Source organism: Pseudovibrio denitrificans JCM 12308, from assembly GCF_001310815.1.
In the GTDB taxonomy this organism is placed as follows: Bacteria; Pseudomonadota; Alphaproteobacteria; order Rhizobiales; family Stappiaceae; genus Pseudovibrio; species Pseudovibrio denitrificans.
In genome coordinates, this window is the sequence record NZ_BAZK01000011.1 from 101,979 (window position 1) to 119,390 (window position 17,412).

Below are 17,412 nucleotides of genomic sequence, written 5' to 3' on the forward strand. Positions count from 1 at the left end.
GCCACAGATCACGAAATGTAGAAAAGAGGATGCAATGCACCCTCGCTCTAAATGTGCTTCAAATCAATAGAGGTCAAGAGTAGTGCGCTGATATCTTGACTAAATTAATCAGGTTTTTCTGATTTGCCTTCGTCCCGCGGAGTACGTTGATGCAGCATATCAGAGCCCGCCAGATCACCACCAGCCAGCTGCATTGTCAGCCGCTCATCGTCCCGTTTGCGAACATCATCCTCAACCTCATCAATCCGGTCCGCTGGCAGACCAAGGTACTCAAGTGCCTTGCGGCCAAAGGTGAGGCTGGACTCGAACGTCTCGCGGATCTGGTAGTCAACACCCAGGCGGGTGAGATCCAAAGCATGCGCCCGATCCGTTGCACGGCAATAAAGAGCCGCATTCGGGAAGGCGGATCTAATCTGCAAGATGGCTTGCTTCATCACGCGGTCATTTTCAATACACAGCGCGATCAAGGTCGCATTCTCGCCACCAGCAGCCTTCAAAACATCAGGCCGCGTTGCATCACCATAATAGACCTTGTAGCCATACTGACGCGCGTAGTTGATGCGGTCCGGCTTGTTATCGAGCGCGGTCACGGAGATACCTTCAGAAGTCAGCATTTGCGCAACCATCATGCCAAAGCGACCAAAGCCAACGATCAGAACGCTCGGGCAAGCATCTTCAAAGGTTTCGATCTTGTTGGTGGTATCGCCATGCTTCTTCATGCGCTCGGCCACGAAGTCCAAACCGACAGCGCCAAGGGGTGTCAGCAGCATGGTCAGGATCACAACCGCACTCAGAATATTGGCTGTTTCTTCCGGCAAAATGGCCGCAGCGGTCGCTGTTGAGAACAACACAAAGGCAAACTCACCACCTTGAGGCAGAGTAACAGCCACACGGAGTGCGTCGGAGTTGGACGATCCAAACAAGCGGGAAAGCCCCCAAAGCAACACGCCCTTGGTGATCATAAGCAGGACCACAGCAGAAACGATGCGCTGCCAGTTGGCGACAATAAGATCCAGCTCCAGCGCCATGCCCACCGTCATGAAGAACAAGCCCATCAGCATGGATCGGAACGGCTCAATATCAGCTTCCAACGTATGCCGATAACTGGACTCTGCCAGCATCACGCCGGAAAGGAATGCACCGAGAGCCATGGACAATCCCACAAGGCTCATCAAGCCTGCACTGCCAAGCGCAACCAACAAAGCGGCGGCAATCATCAACTCACGCGCACCAGATGCGGTCAGAAGCTGGAAGAGGGGCGAGAGCAGGAAGCGTCCGGCAAAGATCACGAAACCGACGGCGGCAACAACCGTAATCACCTGCATCGCAATGGAAGCTTCTTCTACGTCCGCTTCAGCAGGGGCCAGAATGCCGACCATGGCGAGCAAAGGCACAATGGCCATGTCCTGCAGCAGCAAAATACCAAAAGCCCGCTGGCCATACTTGGTGCTTAGATGGCCACGCTCTTGCAGCATCTGCAAGGCAAATGCGGTGGACGACAAAGCAAGGCCAAGACCGGCAATCAGCGCAACTTGCCAGGAAAGGCCAAACATCAAGGCCCCTAATGTCAGTACAAGGCCGGAAATCAGCACCTGTGCCGTGCCAAGGCCAAAGATGTCTCGCCGCATAGTCCATAATCGGGCGGGCTCAAGCTCAAGCCCGATCACAAACAACAGCAGCACCACCCCAAGCTCCGCAAAGCCCAATATTCGCTCAGGCTCATTGAAGAAGCTGATGCCATAAGGGCCAATCGCCATGCCCGCTGCAAGGAAGCCCACAACCGCGCCAAGTCCAAGCCGTTTGGTAATTGGAACGGCGATGACGGCTGCGGAGAGAACCACAATGGTTTCAATAAAAAACGGAGGGACGTGAGCTTCTGCCATTGGCACCCTAAAAACAAAATTCAAATACTGAAACAGACTTTGCTGATTTCTGTCGATTCTGAGGGAAATACCTTAATTGTATCTAAGGGAAAATGTAGTTTTCCGTATAAAGCTAGTCTGATGATGGCTTATGTGTTGAAGTTTTTTCAGAATTGTCCGCCTGCTCCTTCTCAGCCTGTTTTTCAGCCTCTGCCAACCGCCGTGCTGGCTCGTTCAGGGCCGTGGATTCGGACTTTGGTTTGATCAGTGGTTTCACTGGCACTTCTGGCAGTTTGAACTGCTTGTAACCTGAATAAAGCCCACCAACCTGTTGCAAGGCCAACAGCTCCGCATCACGCCGGCGAACATCAGCAAGAATTTCGTGAGTGTGATCCTCGTCTTCTCCAAGCTCCTCCAGAATCTCCCGCCCAAACTCCAGCGCTGACTCCAGTGTTTCGCGCAGTTGATAATCCGCCCCGGCAGTGACCAATTGAATGGCATGGCGCCGGTCATGAGCGCGCGCAAATATCTTGGCGAGCGGAAACTGTGTTTTGGTCATACGCACAATCTGGCTGGTTGTCTCAGCACGTTCCGTACACACCGCAATTACGCTGGCATTTTCTGCCCCAGCTGCCCGCAGAACATTCAGTCGCCGACCATCTCCATAATAGATCCGATAGCCAAAGCGCGAAGCCTCCCGAATGTGCTGGGCATCCATATCCAGAACGGTCACAGTTGAGCCCTGTGCAATCAGCATCTGGCTGGCAAGCTGCCCAAAACGACCAAACCCGATCACCAGCACATTAGTGCGCCCACCTTCTGTATTGGGAATGTCCGGCTTTACCGGTTCCGGCCTGAGCTTAACTCCAAACCACTGCGTCAGTTTCACACTGAGCAGTGTGAAAGCCATGGTGAAGGAGATAATCGCAGAAAGCAGGCTGCTTTGATGCGGGTTCAGCAGGTCAACGGCAACGGACGCGGAGAAGATAACAAAACCAAACTCCCCCGCTTGCGCCAGTAACCCGCCAATCTGCAAACTGTTTTCAGAGGTATGACCGGATATGCGGGTTACGGTGAAGATGCTTAAGCACTTCAGAACCATGAGCCCAAAACTGCAAGCCAGCACTATCACCCAGTTCTGGAAGACAAAGTTCATATCAATGGACATGCCCACGGTGATGAAGAAGAAGCCCAGCAATAAGCCACGAAACGGCTCAAGATCTGCTTCCAGCTCATGTCGGAATGAACTCTCTGCCAACATCACCCCGCTATAAACGCCCCAAGAGCACTCGAGAGCCCAACGGCTTTCATCAGTGCTGCAGCTCCCAGCACGGTCAGCAATGCAGAGGCCGTCATCATCTCTCTGGCACCAATGCGGGCAAACAGGCGAAACAACGGAGTCAGTAGATATCGCCCAACAGCAACCAACAGCAGCACGGTGGACGCCATAATCAATGCGGTCTCCCAACCGGGCCGTTGTCCCGTATCAATCGGAACTGGCGCCACAATCGCCATCAGGGCGAGAATGGGAACGATCATCATGTCCTGAAACAACAGGATTGCGATGGAGGTTTGCCCCATGGGTGTCGTCCGGTCCCCACTGCCTTGCAAAATGCGCAAGGAAAGAGCGGTTGAGGAGAGGGCGAGGGAGAGCCCGATTATGAGTGACTTCTGCCAGGTCAGCCCTGCAAAATAGATTGCCAGACCAATCAGAAGTGCAGAAAACCCGACTTGAGCAGACCCTGAGCCAAAGATCTCCCGCCGTAATGACCACAGCCTGCCGGGATTAAGTTCCAGCCCGATCAGAAACAGCAGCATCACCACGCCAAGCTCACCGATAGGGCGAAGTTCATCCGGCGTGCTGAAAGGGCTGCCTAGATACTGCCCGATCCCCCAGGGGCCAAGAATGACACCGGCAATCAGGTAGCCCACAATCGTCCCAACCCGGATCAGCTTGGCAAACGGCACCACCAGTATCGCCATGCTCAAAAACAGCATGATGTCTGCGACAAAATCCAGTTGGTGGAGTGAGATCATGAAAAGGGGCGGCTCATTATTATTTTTGCAGGAAAAGCTACAGACCCATCGTAAATTCGGCTTCAACACAATGCAGACAAGCTAAGGCAAATCTTCAGGACCCTTAACGAACTGCAATTTCCGGTGTTCAGGTTGTATTGAAAAAAGATGCAATTTAGCCCTTGAACCTACAGTGACTAGAGCCTTTACAGTCGATTCATTCTCGATTGGAGGCGCAAATGCTGGATAAACCGAACACTCAATTAGATGTCCTGCTCAAGGAAACCCGACTGCTAAACTTCCGGGCGCCAACCATCCGTAAGCTTGTAGATCAACGTAAATGGAAGGACTTATCACCTTTTGATCGGGCAGGCGCTGTCTATGATTTTGTCCGCAATGAAATCATGTTCGGCTACAACAAGGCCGACAATATCCCTGCCAGTCAGGTGCTCGCTGATGGTATCGGTCAATGCAACACCAAGGGCACACTGCTCATGGCCCTGATGCGCGCAGTTGGTATCCCTTGCCGCCTGCACGGCTTCACCATCCATAAGGAGCTGCAGCGTGGTGTGGTGCCGGAGCTTGTTTACAAAATCGCCCCTGAGAACATCTTGCATTCCTGGGTGGAGATCTGGCTGGAAGATCGCTGGATCAATCTGGAGGGCTTTATTCTGGATGAGGCCTTTCTGACAGCGCTGCAAAAGGAGTTTGCCCCAAGCCGCCAATCCCTGTGTGGTTACGGTGTCGGCACCAACTGCCTCAGTGCGCCTCAGGTCGACTGGCAGGGACAAGACACCTACATCCAGAAAACCGGCATCAACAATGATTTCGGAACCTACGACAGTCCCGATGACTTCTATGCAGAGCATATGCAGGCGTTTTCGCCAGTGATGAAAGTGCTTTATGAAAACGGCATTCGTCATGTGATGAACTGGAAAACCAACCGCATCCGTGCCGGCAAAGTGCCAGCTATCCCATTGCGAGACTAAAGCGGACCGCAAAGAAAAAGGGGCATCACTGCCCCTTTAAAATTCTTAAAATGATCTGAAACCAATCAGGTCGCTGTGCCACCAATAGTCATCTCATTGATGCGCATGGTTGGCTGGCCCACGCCCACCGGCACACCCTGACCAGCCTTGCCACAAGTACCAATACCCGGATCAAGCTTCAGGTCATTACCAATCATGGAAACACGTGTCAGAGCATCAGGACCGTTACCGATCAACATCGCACCTTTCACTGGGGCACCAATCTTACCGTTTTGAACGCGGTAAGCTTCTGTGCAAGAGAACACGAACTTGCCAGAAGTGATATCAACCTGACCACCACCAAAGGAAACGGCATAGATACCATCCTCAAGGCTCTCAATGATCTCTTTTGGGTCTTTATCACCGGCTTCCATGATGGTGTTGGTCATGCGTGGAAGTGGCTGATGTGAGAAGGACTCACGGCGGCCATTACCAGTCGGCTCAACACCCATCAAACGTGCGTTTTGACGATCCTGCATGTACCCAACGAGAATACCATCTTCGATCAGTGTCGTACGGCCCGTTGGCGTACCTTCATCATCAACGGAAAGAGAGCCGCGACGCTTGGCAATGGTGCCATCATCAACGATCGTCACGCCCTTCGCGGCCACCTGCTGACCCATCAGACCAGCAAAAGCAGAGGTCTTCTTGCGGTTGAAGTCTCCCTCAAGACCATGGCCAACGGCTTCATGTAGCAGAATGCCCGGCCAGCCGTTGCCAAGCACAACATCAAACGTACCCGCCGGAGCCGGGATCGCTTCCAGATTGACCAGAGCCTGACGCAGCGCTTCATCAACCGCATGCTGCCAGCTGGTCTCTGCCACAAACTCACCAAACCCTTCGCGGCCACCAGAGCCGTAGGACCCAGATTCCTGTTTGTCGCCATCACCGGCCACAATGGAAACGTTGAGGCGAACCAGCGGGCGCACATCGCGAATGCGGTGCCCATCAGCGCGCAAAATATCAACGGTCTTCCAGCTGCCAGCCAAAGAAACAGTTACCTGCTGAACGCGTGGGTCTTTCGCCCGCGCATAGGCATCAATCTCCTGCAACAGCTGAACCTTCTCAGCAAAAGTTGGGCTGCCGATCGGATTTTCATCCGTGTAGAGCTTCTGGTTGGTGCGGGTTGGCGGTGCTGCATACGTGCCGGAATGTCCGCTTTGCACGGACGCCACAGCATCAGCCGCACGTTTCAACGCTGCTTCGGAAATGTCGTCGGAATGGGCATAGCCAGAGGCTTCACCAACAACAGCGCGCAGGCCAAAGCCCTGACCGGTGCTGAAGCTGGAAGATTTCAGGCGTCCATTATCGAACACCAGGCCTTCGTTCTGGCTGTACTCCAAATAAAGTTCCCCATCATCGGCGCCTTTCAGCGCTGCCGCAGTGATCTGGCGCGCTGTCTCCTCGTCCAGTCCTGAGGTCTGGAGAAGATCAATCGGTTTATCGCTCATGGGTAAAACTCCGAAATAAATGGATTTGCTCTGTTGTGGCGAACAATCCGTGCACTTTCAAGGCTTACTCGTCAATAAAGGGGGAGGGAAGCCCATCGCTCCCAAGTATTTGAGGGTTAGTGCAGGAAGGCAAGCACCAAACCTGCACAAACCAGAACCGCACCAGAAACTCGATCAAGCCTGAACTTGGCCGATGGCGCAGACATCCAGTTGCGCCAATACCCGCCAAGAATAGCAATCAACCCATCAATCAAAACCGCCATCACCAGATAAGTCGCGCCCATAAGAGCAAGCTGCGGATCTGGAGGGGAGGCCTTGTCGATAAACTGCGGAAAGAAAGCTGCCATGAACAGCAGTGACTTCGGATTGGAAAGACCAACCAGAAAACCGATTTTCAAGTGCTTACGCCCATGGCTCTCGATCTTGTCATGCCGCCCGGCACGCAGCCAGCTGGTGATCCCAAGAAAGATCAGATAGGCGGCACCACCCAGCTGAATGATCTCAAAAGCATCAGGATATGTGCGCACCACCCAGGAAAGACCCAGAATAACGGCAAGTATCTGCACCGCCTGCGCGATGGTCATGCCAGCCATGACAATCAACCCGGTTGCTGTGCCTTCTCGTGTCGATTTCGCCAGTATCATCATTATGTTAGGGCCGGGAATGGCAAGCAGTATGAAGGTTGCAGCAATAAACCCAAGATAAAGGCTGATAGTCATCATCTGGATCCAATACCCGACGTGATGTTCCTGAAGGCAGCTGGCGCAGAGCAAACTGCTGCACGGAGATGCTCCCAACATGCATAAGTTCCGCAATCAAACCCTTGGGATTTCTGCGAGAGTTTTAAGCAAGCTCTCTGTTTCATCTGAAAACCAGCAGGCCCATCAGAAAAACACCCGCCGTCAAAAGCACACCGCTGTTAAACCGCTTCAGAATGTCTTCAATCCGCGGCGACCGGATCAGGCGCTCAACCAGCCCACCACCAAGAACGAGCGGCAAGTCCAGACAAGTGGCGATGAGCAGGAAAGTGGTACCAAGAAGAACAAACTGGCCATCAACGGGATGAGTATGATTGAGGAAATGAGGAAACAGAGCTGCGAGGAAGATGAGGGTTTTAGGATTGGCAATGCTGATGGTGAAACCGGTGAGAAAGTCTGAACCTTGTCCGCTGGGCTCCTTGATTTTTCCATCCGCAGCCCGCCACCTGCGGATGCCCAGATAAATCAGATAGGCTGCCCCCAAAACGGTCACAACTTCAAACACATAAGGATAGCTCACAATCAGCCAGGAAAGCCCGAAGGAGACCAGTATCACCTGAATGGCTTCAGCGGCTTTCACGCCAATAAGAGTAAAGAGCCCAGCAAAAGTGCCACCGGATGCGGATCTGGAAAGGATCAGCATTTTGCTGGCGTCAGGCACGGACATGATCATTAATGTCGTGACAACAAACGCGATATAGACATGCAGCGCTATGGGCAAGGCTCACCTGCAAGGGGCTGTTTTTCTGTTCTGACGGGCCGATGTAGCCGCAATCAATCAGAATGTGCCTTCATAAAAAACTGCCTATCGAATATAGGGTGCAAAAACCCTTTGCCCGGCCCGCACCTTTTTAGGAAAACTAAGAGGGCTCTCGGTTCGATAGCGTTCTATTTCAATGCAATAAGATAATGTAATGATGACACTTCAATACTTTAAAGCGCAGGCAAGGAACAACGCCTGGGCCAACTACAGGCTCCTGAGCAGCTGTCAAAACCTGACAAAAGAGGAGCTGACCGCAGAGCGAACCAGCTTCTTCCCCTCCATTTTGATGAGCTTGAACCACATCCTCACCGTTGACTGGTTCTATGTCAGCGCTCTGGAAGGAAACCCACTCGGCATCCGTGCTTTCGATCCTGAATACCCATTCGACGAACTCGCACCGCTTTTCGAAGCGCAAAGAAAGAGCGATACCAAGCTGATTGGTCTTGTTGAAGCTCTGGAACTATCTGATCTTTCGCGAATGCTCCTGCTACGAGATGACAAACCGATGAGAGAACAGGCAGACAGAATTCTACTGCACCTCTTCCAGCATCAGATCCACCACCGCGGACAGGTGCATGCCATGCTGAGCGGAACCTCCGTCAAACCTCCGCAGCTGGACGAGTTCTTCTTGGGGAATGAGATGGAACAGGCCGCCCGAAAAGACGATTTTGCAGCTTTGGGCTTTACCGAGGCAGATATCTGGCCAGAGCCTGAAAAGCAGAAGGGCTAAAAACGGTATTTTTGCGGCTCTGAAAAGACAAAAGCCGAAGCGATTAACATCACATCGGCTTTCAGCTTACTTTTTAGAGGAGCGAGGGCTTATGGAAGAGCCGCAATCGCTTCTTTCAAACCAGTCAGGGAAATCGGAATACCGATACCTTCTTCTGGTGTCTCAAAGATAATAAAGGTCGCAGTCTGGCCATTCGTCAGCTTGTCGATCAGGTCTTTTTCCAACATCGCTTCAGAAACACAGCCGCTTGGAGCTGGCAGACAGCGGATGAAAGGCATACGGCCAACATCTTTGCCATCAACATTCAGGCCAAGCTGCATAGGCAGCAGAACGCCCAGTGGAGCGAGAATGCGCAAAACGGTTGCTTGCTGGTCAGCCGTCTTAAGAATGATCGCTGTCAGGCCCACGGTATCGCGCGCAGAATCTGTAACGCTTTGAATAAGAGCACACTGCTCGACGTTGGATCCCGGAGAAGTGGCGCAACGCTGCTGCCAATCACCAAACTCGCCCTTCAGTTCGCCGAGTGCCTGTTGCGCATAGCCTGCACCGGAAAACCCGACGGTGCCCGCCATTGTCATCGCAACTGTTAAAGTCAGCGTGCGTAAAAACTGCTTCAAAAAACCTTCCTCCAGTTCACTGGCTACGCAGTGCCTGTCTCCTCAACCAGCCGGCGAGGGGTGCTTCCCTAAAATATTGGAATACCGCTCCTGATGTCAAAGCGCAAACTGGCATTATTCGCTGTCCACTTAACTGACGGGGAAGGAGGGTTCCGACTCACTTTGTTCACGCCGAGGTAACGATCCTTTTTGCCGATAAAGTGACGATTTGGTGTGTGAAATTAGACGCGTGGATAGAAATGATCGATTTTCTTTATAGGGGAAAGTAACTAGGTGAAAACACCAGAGCGGGCTCAAAATCCCATTGCATCTGCGGATTTCTTATGTTTTTTGTCACCCACATTGATCAAAGTCAAATGATACTGCGACTTATAGTCGCTATAACCTAAGGGGAATCGCGTAGAAACCTTATTGGGTTAATATGTCGCAGGGATTCACGCAGGTGTGAGGACTGGTCGGACGGGCCAAAGTGGGCACCCCACGTGCGTGAACAAGAAGAGGATTGCCGTTTCGGCGGCATTAAGAGGGACAGGGAGCGCAAGACGTGATGAAGCTCTTGAAGCATCACCTGGCGGCCGTTGCTGCGATTGTAGCAATTGGACTGACGGGTTTTATGGCAGGTGCGGCCAGTGCTGCACAGCCAACGCCGTGGCAGCTGGGTATGCAGCCTGCGGCGACAACAGTGATGGAAGACATTCGCTGGTTTAACGATTTTACCCTTATCATTATGGCCGGCGTGACAGTATTTGTAGCAATTCTGCTGCTTGTTGTGATGATCCGGTTCCGCAAGAAGGCGAACCCAACGCCATCTCGCACTTCACACAACACCATGATCGAGGTTGTCTGGACCGTTGTTCCAATCCTCATTCTGGTGATGATCTCAGTTCCGTCTTTCCGTTTGCTCTTCAAGCAGCTTGATATCCCTGAATACGAAATGACCATCAAGGCGACTGGCTACCAGTGGTACTGGGGTTATGAATATGCCGACGAAGGCATGGAAGACGTGTCTTTTGATGCGTTGATGATTCAGGACGACGAGCGCGCTGGCATCATGGCTGAAAAAGGCCTGACAGACGCAGAACTTCCTCGCCTCCTTGCAACGGACTACAACATCGTTGTTCCAGTCGACACCACCGTGCGTGTTCAGGTGACAGCAGCTGACGTGATCCACTCATTTGCTGTTCCTGCATTTGGCATCAAGATCGACGCCGTTCCATATCGCCTCAACGAAACCTGGTTCCGTGCTGATAACACCGGCATGTTCTACGGCCAGTGTTCTGAGCTTTGCGGTAAGGACCACGCGTTTATGCCAATCGCCGTTCAGGTCGTGACCAAAGAGCAGTACCAGGCCTGGGCCGAAGCTGCGAAGTCCGACATCGACGAAGCGAACACACTTCTCGCAAAATTGATTGCTGATGAGAAGAAGGTTGCTGCCACCGCAGCCACCGACGTGAAGGTTGCGTCCCGTTAATCGGGACCACTGATTTAGCCGAGTATGCGCGCGTCAAGGGCTGCTGCGCATACGAGCAAGAACTTTACGAGGGAGCACAACTATGTCTGCGTCTGAAACGCATGCACATGACCATCCAACCGGATGGGTGCGGTGGGTCTACTCCACCAACCACAAGGATATCGGTATCCTTTACCTGATCTTCGCGATCATGGCTGGCATCATCGGCGGTCTTCTTTCCATCGTTATGCGTATGGAACTGCAAGAACCGGGAATGCAGTACTTCGCAGATCCGCACATGTTCAACGTGTTCACCACAGCGCACGCGCTGATCATGATCTTCTTCATGGTTATGCCAGCGTTGATCGGTGGTTTCGCGAACTACTTTGTTCCGATCATGATCGGTGCGCCTGATATGGCGTTCCCGCGCATGAACAACATCTCCTTCTGGCTTCTGCCACCAGCATTCATCCTGCTGCTCATGTCCTTGTTCGTACCAGGGCCTCCAGGTGCAAACGGTGTTGGCGGTGGTTGGACCATCTATCCTCCGCTGTCCACCTCAGGTCAGCCTGGTCCTGCAATGGACTTTGCAATCCTGTCACTCCATGTTGCAGGTGCATCCTCCATTCTTGGCGCGATCAACTTCATCACCACCATCTTCAACATGCGTGCCCCAGGCATGACCATGCACAAGATGCCACTGTTCGTGTGGGCGGTGTTGGTGACTGTATTCCTGCTGCTGATCTCCCTGCCTGTTTTGGCTGGCGCGATCACCATGCTTCTGACAGACCGTAACTTCGGCACCACCTTCTTTGAAGCTGCTGGTGGCGGTGACCCAATCCTGTTCCAGCACTTGTTCTGGTTCTTCGGTCACCCTGAAGTGTACATCCTGATCCTGCCAGCATTCGGCATCATCTCCCACATCATCTCTACCTTCTCCCATAAGCCAGTGTTCGGTTACATCGGCATGGCATACGCGATGGTGGCGATTGGTGTTGTTGGCTTCGTCGTGTGGGCGCACCACATGTTCACCGTTGGTCTGTCTGCTGACACTCAGGCGTACTTCCTGTTCGCGACCATGGTGATTGCGGTTCCAACCGGCATTAAGATCTTCTCTTGGATCGCGACCATGTGGGGTGGTTCCATCGAGTTCCGCACGCCAATGGTTTGGGCAATCGGCTTCGTGTTCCTGTTCACCGTTGGTGGTGTAACCGGCGTTCAGCTGGCAAACGCAGGTCTCGACCGCGCTCTGCACGACACCTATTACGTTGTGGCTCACTTCCACTACGTTCTGTCTCTGGGTGCTGTGTTCGCGATCTTCGCAGCCTGGTACTACTGGTTCCCAAAAATCTCCGGTTACATGTACTCCGAGTTCCTCGGTAACCTGCACTTCTGGGTGATGTTCATCGGCGTGAACCTGGTGTTCTTCCCACAGCACTTCCTTGGTCTTGCTGGTATGCCACGTCGTTATGCTGACTATCCGGATGCGTACGCTGGCTGGAACATGGTTTCCTCCTATGGTTCCTACATCTCCGGCATTGGCGTGCTCATCTTCCTGTGGTGTGTTGCTGATGCATTCCTCAAGAAGCGTGTAGCTGGCGACAATCCATGGGGTCAGGGCGCAACCACTCTGGAATGGACACTGTCTTCACCTCCTCCATTCCACCAGTTCGAGATCCTTCCAAAGATCAAGTAACTGGCCTGAGATTACCGGGGGCGGCCAATGCCCCCGGTGCTAGCCGAAGCACAAGACCCGGAAGTGCTCCAATGTTCCGGGAATGAAGCCAAGAACGCTGAAAACAGCACAGGCTTCTCTATCGCGACAGAGGTACAGGCATGACAATGCTGGATCAGACTCAAGGACTTCAGGAAGACGTTACCGATCTGGGCGGTCGTGGCAGCGTTTCTGATTACATCGCGCTGCTCAAGCCGCGGGTAATGTCCCTTGTTGTGTTCACAGCAGCTGTTGGCCTTGTCATGGCGCCGGGCAACCAGCACCCATTCCTCAGCTTCATTTCTATTCTCTGCATCGCTATTGGTGGCGGTGCATCTGGTGCGTTGAATATGTGGTGGGATGCAGACATTGATGCTGTTATGTCCCGCACCAAAAAACGCCCGATCCCTGCAGGTAAAATCACGCGCGAAGAAGCCTTTGCATTCGGCATGGTGCTTTCTTTCGGTTCCGTCCTGACACTCGGTCTGGTCGCAAACTGGGTCGCAGCTGGCCTGCTGGCATTCACCATTTTCTTCTACGTTGTCATCTACACAATGTGGCTCAAGCGCAGCACACCGCAGAACATCGTGATCGGTGGCGCAGCTGGCGCGCTCCCTCCAATGGTTGGTTGGGCTGCGGTCACTGGCGATGTTACTCTGGTCAGCATCGCGCTGTTCATGATCACCTTCACTTGGACACCTCCGCACTTCTGGGCACTGGCGCTGGTTAAAAACGGCGACTATCAGGAAGCCGGTGTCCCTATGCTGCCGGTCGTTGCTGGTGAAACCGCAACCCGTCATCAGATCGTTCTCTATTCCCTGCTGCTTCTGCCGGTTGGTATGTCACCATACTTCTTGGGCTTCGCATCCGCCTTCTTCGGTGTTGGCTCTGCGATCCTTGGTCTGGTGTTCCTTGGCTACGCAATCCGCGTCTGGAAAGTGCGCGAAGGTGATGCAGCCAAGAAAGCAGCAATGTCTCTCTTCAAGTTCTCACTGTTCTATCTCATGCTGATTTTCGCAGGGTTGCTCGCTGAGAACATGATTGGTCCGGTCTAACGCACAACAGGAAAGAGAAGAAAATGAGCAAGCAAAAAGCAGTTCTTTCTGAAGAGCAAATCAAGACCCGTCGCGGCCGTTCTGTGGCGCTTGCAGTCACTCTGGCTGTACTGGTTGCTATGTTTTACGTCGTCACCATCGTAAAGCTCGGCCCGGGCATCATTGATCGCCCGCTGTAAGAGACGCTGATGACTGATCAAAACTCAGAAACTGCAGAACAGGTAAAGGCGAAACGCAGCAACGCAACCGTTGCCGTGATTTGCGCTGGTGTGTTCTTCGGAATGGTTGGTCTGTCCTTCGCTGCTGTCCCGCTTTATCAGCTCTTCTGTCAGGTGACGGGCTATGGCGGAACCACCCAGCGTGCGGAAGAGGCATCCGAAACAATTCTCGATCGTGAGATCATCGTGAGCTTTGACGCTAACGTCGCTCCGGGTCTGGATTGGGACTTCAAACCGAAACAGAAGAAGGTTCGCGTGAAGCTCGGTCAGATGACTGAGATCATGTACGAAGCCAAAAGCCTTGCGCAGCAGGTTTCAACCGGAACCTCCACCTTCAATGTGGCCCCTTTTGAAGTAGGGGGCTACTTCAACAAAATTGATTGCTTCTGCTTTACCGAGCAACCGCTCCAGTCAGGAGAGTCAATCGATATGCCGGTCGTGTTTTTCATCGATCCGGAATTGGACAAGGACGAAAGCCTGAAAAACATCAAGGAAATCACCTTGTCCTACACCTTTTTTGAATTGCCGAAAGACGGCGAGGAAGAAACAGCTGCAGTGGCTTCTCCAAGCGACGCGGCCACTGACAAGCTTTAGGTCGCGAGACGGATCTGCTTTAGCAGAAGCGACCTTTTTGAAATGGGGAGAAAGATATGGCTGGTGCGAAGAACCACGATTATCACATTATCGAGCCAAGCCCATGGCCCTTTATCGGGTCTGTTGGAGCGTTGGTTATGGCAATTGGTGCCATTGCGTTTATGCGGATGGGCGAAGGCGGTATCAACTTTTCGTTAGACCTTTCCTACTGGAAAGGCTGGACTGACTTTCAGCCTATCGGTTTCACATTAAGCGGTTGGGCGCTGTTTGCCATTGGTCTGGCAATTGTTCTCTACACCATGTTTATGTGGTGGCGTGACACTGTGCGCGAGTCCCGCGAGGGTCATCACACCCGCGTTGTGTCTCTGCACCTGCGTTACGGCATGCTGCTGTTCATCCTGTCCGAAGTTATGTTCTTCGTGGCGTGGTTCTGGGCGTTCTTTGATGCATCCCTGTTCGCAGGCGAAGCAGCACAGTTTGGCCGTGTTGAGCACACTGGTGGCGTATGGCCTCCACAGGGCATCGAGACCTTCGACCCATGGCACTTGCCTCTGCTGAACACCCTGATCCTGCTGCTGTCCGGTACAACAGTGACCTGGGCGCACCACGCTCTGGTTCATGGTGATCGCGAGGGTCTCAAGTGGGGTCTGATTGCAACCGTAGTCCTCGGTGTAATTTTCACCATTTGTCAGGCCTACGAATACTCCCACGCAGCCTTCGGTTTCTCTGAGAACATCTACGGCGCAACCTTCTTCATGGCGACCGGGTTCCATGGCTTCCACGTGATCGTGGGCACCATCTTCCTCGCTGTGTGTATGTTCCGCGCTCTGGCTGGCCACTTCACCACCACCAAGCACTTCGGCTTTGAAGCTGCTGCCTGGTACTGGCACTTCGTGGATGTGGTCTGGCTGTTCCTGTTTGCAGCAGTTTACATCTGGGGCGGCTAAGCAGCCGGCATTAGCCAGGAGTAGGTCTGGATCTCAGGCCAAAAAAATCGAAAAAGATAAGGGCGGCGCAAGCCGCCTTTTCTATATGTATATGACCTAGGTGTCTGCTGTGCGTTCTCACGGGCACCCTTGGATCCGAGGCTCCACATGAGTGAGAGGAAAAAGACAAAGGCCTTTCAAGGCCTTCCCGCCAATCCATTGTCCGCCGGTCTACGCGGAAAGTGTCCACGATGCGGGGAGGGGCCATTGTTTCAGGGCCTGCTGAAACTACGGGCGTCCTGTTCCAGATGCGGTCTGACCTATGACTTTGCAGATTCTGGAGATGGACCAGCAGTCTTTGCCATTCTCATTCTGGGGTTTATTCTTGTTGGTGGTGTGCTGTTTGTCGAGTTTGCGTATCAACCACCATTATGGCTGCATATGATCATATGGGCACCCGTCACCGTGGTGTTGAGCGTAACGCTTCTGCGTGTTCTCAAGGGCCTGTTGATCGCATTGCAGTACAAGAACAATGCAGCGGAAGGAAAACTTGATGATCGCTGAGAGGGAGGTTGGCGATGTATCACCTGATGCAAAGCCTGCGCGCAAAAACGATGTCGAATGGCATGAGGAACCTGAGCCGGTTCCGGAAAACCCATCACAACACACAAAAAAAAATAAAGATAACGCCGTGACTGATGATCAATTAGAACATGACGATGAAGAGGCTGGAAATGCTGACGCGAGCAAGTCCAGACTCATACCGTTTCTGAAGCGCTACTGGATCCTGCACCTGTGCGCTGCAATCGGCCTTGCCATTCTGGCAAATCTGAGCTTGTGGCAGTTTGATAGGCTAGACCAAAAGGTCGCGTTGATCGAACGTGCTGAGGTGCGTGCAAAAGAAGCGCCTGTCGCCGCACCCGGACCAGGCTCTTGGGCAGAGCTGTCCAGCGACGAGATCGACTACATGCCAGTCGAAGTCTCAGGACAATTCATCATTGGTGAGCTGTTCTACTTCGATACATTGACTAAGCCGAAAGGCCGCTGGGAGGACAGGGGTATTTCGTCTACGCACCGTTCATCACCAATGATGGATGGACTGTGCTGGTCAATCGCGGCTTCGTCCCGATTGATCGCAAGGACTTCAGCACCCGTCTGGGCTCTGCTCCACCGCGGGGTCAGATGACCATCACAGGTCTCGCACGCCGTGCTGAAGTGGCTAGTATGTTCTCAGCTGAGCCAAACCTGAGCACCAATGAATGGTATGTTCGCGAGCCAAAGGCCATGGCAGAAGCCATGGGCATGCTGGCTGATCAGACTGCGCCATACACCATTGACCTGCAGGAGACAGTTAGCGTCGCCGGTGATCTGCCGCAGGCGGGTGAAACGCGCATGACGTTCTCCAACAACCACCTGCAATACGCGTTCACGTGGGCAGGGCTGGCTCTCACCTTGGTGGGCGTCTATTTCGCATTCCTGATCAAGGCTTGGTTCAATCAGGATAAGCCGGTTGTGAAAGACGATGATGAGGATGAAGACGACGACTACGACGCGGAAGAAGAGAAGCGAAAAGCGGATCGTTACAAGATGATCTCGGATGCTGCTCGTCGACCTCGCAGGTAGCTTTAAGTTCTTCGGAAGAGCAACAAAAAAGGGGAGCATGGCTCCCCTTAAACGTTTTTGGGCTGAGACCCTTAAAGCTGAGAGAAAATATTCTCAGCAGAAGAAATTGTTGCTTCGCCTGGAGCCTCTTCGATGTTGAGGGAAGACAGCACGCCATCCTTCACAATCATGGAGTAGCGCTTGGAGCGGATGCCCATGCCAAATGCTGATGCATCCAACTCAAGGCCGATTGCCTTTGTGAAGTCCGCACTACCATCTGCAAGGAACAGAATCTTGTCATCTGCACGAGTGTCACGTGCCCATGCGCTCATCACAAAAGCGTCGTTCACGGAAACCACAGCGATGGTCTCAACACCCTTGGCCTTAATGGCTTCTGCATTGTCGATGAAGCCTGGCAGGTGGTTCAGGTGACAGGTTGGTGTAAATGCACCCGGAACTGCAAACAGCACCACAGTTTTACCGCCAAACAGCTCTTCACTGGTGACATCAACTGGACCATCTGCACTCATGGTTTTGAAAGTTACAGCTGGCAGCTTATCGCCCACTTGAATGACCATGGAAAACTCCCCAATTTGCTCGCTTGAGGCGTACCTTTGAAAGTGCTTGG

General features: G+C 52.9%; 18 protein-coding genes and 1 pseudogene. 11 read left to right on the forward strand and 8 right to left on the reverse strand.

Features of this window, described 5'->3' with window-relative positions; all coding sequences use genetic code 11:
- Positions 1-104 precede the first annotated feature (104 nt).
- From JCM12308_RS16100 to JCM12308_RS30155, 3 genes and pseudogenes are all read right to left on the reverse strand, one after another.
- Entirely contained in the window at positions 105-1,883 is a 1,779-nt protein-coding gene (locus tag JCM12308_RS16100) for a monovalent cation:proton antiporter-2 (CPA2) family protein (protein ID WP_054784438.1), read from the reverse strand.
- A 112-nt stretch (positions 1,884-1,995) separates the two neighbouring features.
- Entirely contained in the window at positions 1,996-2,772 is a 777-nt protein-coding gene (locus tag JCM12308_RS30150; RefSeq protein WP_373282380.1) for an NAD-binding protein, read from the reverse strand.
- 48 nt (positions 2,773-2,820) lie between these two features.
- Positions 2,821-3,899, reverse strand: a pseudogene (locus tag JCM12308_RS30155) (monovalent cation:proton antiporter-2 (CPA2) family protein); the annotation flags it as partial.
- A gap of 218 nt (positions 3,900-4,117) precedes the next feature.
- Between JCM12308_RS30155 and JCM12308_RS16110 the strand changes: the two are divergent.
- Complete coding sequence (locus JCM12308_RS16110) at positions 4,118-4,867, forward strand: transglutaminase-like domain-containing protein (protein WP_054784439.1); 750 nt, start codon at positions 4,118-4,120, stop codon at positions 4,865-4,867.
- A gap of 65 nt (positions 4,868-4,932) precedes the next feature.
- Here the strand turns inward: JCM12308_RS16110 and tldD are convergent, their stop codons facing one another.
- From tldD to JCM12308_RS16125, 3 genes are all read right to left on the reverse strand, one after another.
- Positions 4,933-6,357 carry a metalloprotease TldD gene (gene tldD, locus JCM12308_RS16115; protein WP_008550088.1) on the reverse strand — a complete coding sequence of 475 codons (1,425 nt, stop codon included), beginning with the start codon at positions 6,355-6,357 and terminating at the stop codon, positions 4,933-4,935.
- A 116-nt stretch (positions 6,358-6,473) separates the two neighbouring features.
- A complete protein-coding gene (locus tag JCM12308_RS16120; protein ID WP_208609045.1) occupies positions 6,474-7,079 on the reverse strand; it encodes a LysE family translocator in 606 nt (201 codons plus the stop codon).
- A 139-nt stretch (positions 7,080-7,218) separates the two neighbouring features.
- Positions 7,219-7,836 (reverse strand): LysE family translocator, encoded by a 618-nt coding sequence (locus tag JCM12308_RS16125; RefSeq protein ID WP_208609046.1) that lies wholly within the window; start codon positions 7,834-7,836, stop codon positions 7,219-7,221.
- A 193-nt stretch (positions 7,837-8,029) separates the two neighbouring features.
- On the opposite strand from JCM12308_RS16125, the gene JCM12308_RS16130 reads away from it, so the two are divergent.
- Positions 8,030-8,608, forward strand: a complete 579-nt coding sequence (locus JCM12308_RS16130; RefSeq protein ID WP_054784440.1) for a DinB family protein — start codon at positions 8,030-8,032, stop codon at positions 8,606-8,608.
- 89 nt (positions 8,609-8,697) lie between these two features.
- On the opposite strand, the gene JCM12308_RS16135 is transcribed toward JCM12308_RS16130, so the two are convergent.
- A complete protein-coding gene (locus tag JCM12308_RS16135; RefSeq protein ID WP_050773929.1) occupies positions 8,698-9,180 on the reverse strand; it encodes an invasion associated locus B family protein in 483 nt (160 codons plus the stop codon).
- A gap of 592 nt (positions 9,181-9,772) precedes the next feature.
- On the opposite strand from JCM12308_RS16135, the gene coxB reads away from it, so the two are divergent.
- The 9 genes from coxB to JCM12308_RS32385 all read left to right on the forward strand — a co-directional run bounded on the left by coxB (position 9,773) and on the right by JCM12308_RS32385 (position 16,805).
- Positions 9,773-10,696, forward strand: a complete 924-nt coding sequence (gene coxB, locus JCM12308_RS16140) for a cytochrome c oxidase subunit II (protein ID WP_008549512.1) — start codon at positions 9,773-9,775, stop codon at positions 10,694-10,696.
- A gap of 82 nt (positions 10,697-10,778) precedes the next feature.
- The gene (gene ctaD, locus JCM12308_RS16145) at positions 10,779-12,371 is read left to right on the forward strand and encodes a cytochrome c oxidase subunit I (RefSeq protein WP_008549500.1); all 1,593 of its coding nucleotides are present in this window, start codon (positions 10,779-10,781) and stop codon (positions 12,369-12,371) included.
- A 140-nt stretch (positions 12,372-12,511) separates the two neighbouring features.
- Complete coding sequence (locus JCM12308_RS16150; RefSeq protein WP_054784441.1) at positions 12,512-13,444, forward strand: heme o synthase; 933 nt, start codon at positions 12,512-12,514, stop codon at positions 13,442-13,444.
- A gap of 23 nt (positions 13,445-13,467) precedes the next feature.
- The gene (locus tag JCM12308_RS28355; protein ID WP_008549643.1) at positions 13,468-13,623 is read left to right on the forward strand and encodes a cytochrome c oxidase system small membrane protein; all 156 of its coding nucleotides are present in this window, start codon (positions 13,468-13,470) and stop codon (positions 13,621-13,623) included.
- Positions 13,624-13,632: 9 nt separating this feature from the next.
- Positions 13,633-14,256, forward strand: coding sequence for a cytochrome c oxidase assembly protein (locus tag JCM12308_RS16155; RefSeq protein ID WP_054784442.1), 624 nt, complete (start codon positions 13,633-13,635; stop codon positions 14,254-14,256).
- A 56-nt stretch (positions 14,257-14,312) separates the two neighbouring features.
- Complete coding sequence (locus JCM12308_RS16160) at positions 14,313-15,203, forward strand: cytochrome c oxidase subunit 3 (protein WP_014284313.1); 891 nt, start codon at positions 14,313-14,315, stop codon at positions 15,201-15,203.
- 147 nt (positions 15,204-15,350) lie between these two features.
- On the forward strand, positions 15,351-15,746 hold the full coding sequence (locus JCM12308_RS16165) for a DUF983 domain-containing protein (RefSeq protein ID WP_208609047.1): 396 nt from the start codon (positions 15,351-15,353) through the stop codon (positions 15,744-15,746).
- Positions 15,736-16,368 carry an SURF1 family cytochrome oxidase biogenesis protein gene (locus tag JCM12308_RS32380; protein WP_208978644.1) on the forward strand — a complete coding sequence of 211 codons (633 nt, stop codon included), beginning with the start codon at positions 15,736-15,738 and terminating at the stop codon, positions 16,366-16,368. Before JCM12308_RS16165 ends, JCM12308_RS32380 begins: the two co-directional genes overlap by 11 nt.
- Complete coding sequence (locus tag JCM12308_RS32385; RefSeq protein WP_280138391.1) at positions 16,284-16,805, forward strand: SURF1 family protein; 522 nt, start codon at positions 16,284-16,286, stop codon at positions 16,803-16,805. Before JCM12308_RS32380 ends, JCM12308_RS32385 begins: the two co-directional genes overlap by 85 nt.
- A gap of 71 nt (positions 16,806-16,876) precedes the next feature.
- Here JCM12308_RS32385 and JCM12308_RS16175 read toward each other — a convergent pair whose 3' ends face one another.
- Positions 16,877-17,362, reverse strand: a complete 486-nt coding sequence (locus JCM12308_RS16175) for a peroxiredoxin (protein ID WP_054784444.1) — start codon at positions 17,360-17,362, stop codon at positions 16,877-16,879.
- Between the last annotated feature and the right edge of the window lie 50 nt (positions 17,363-17,412).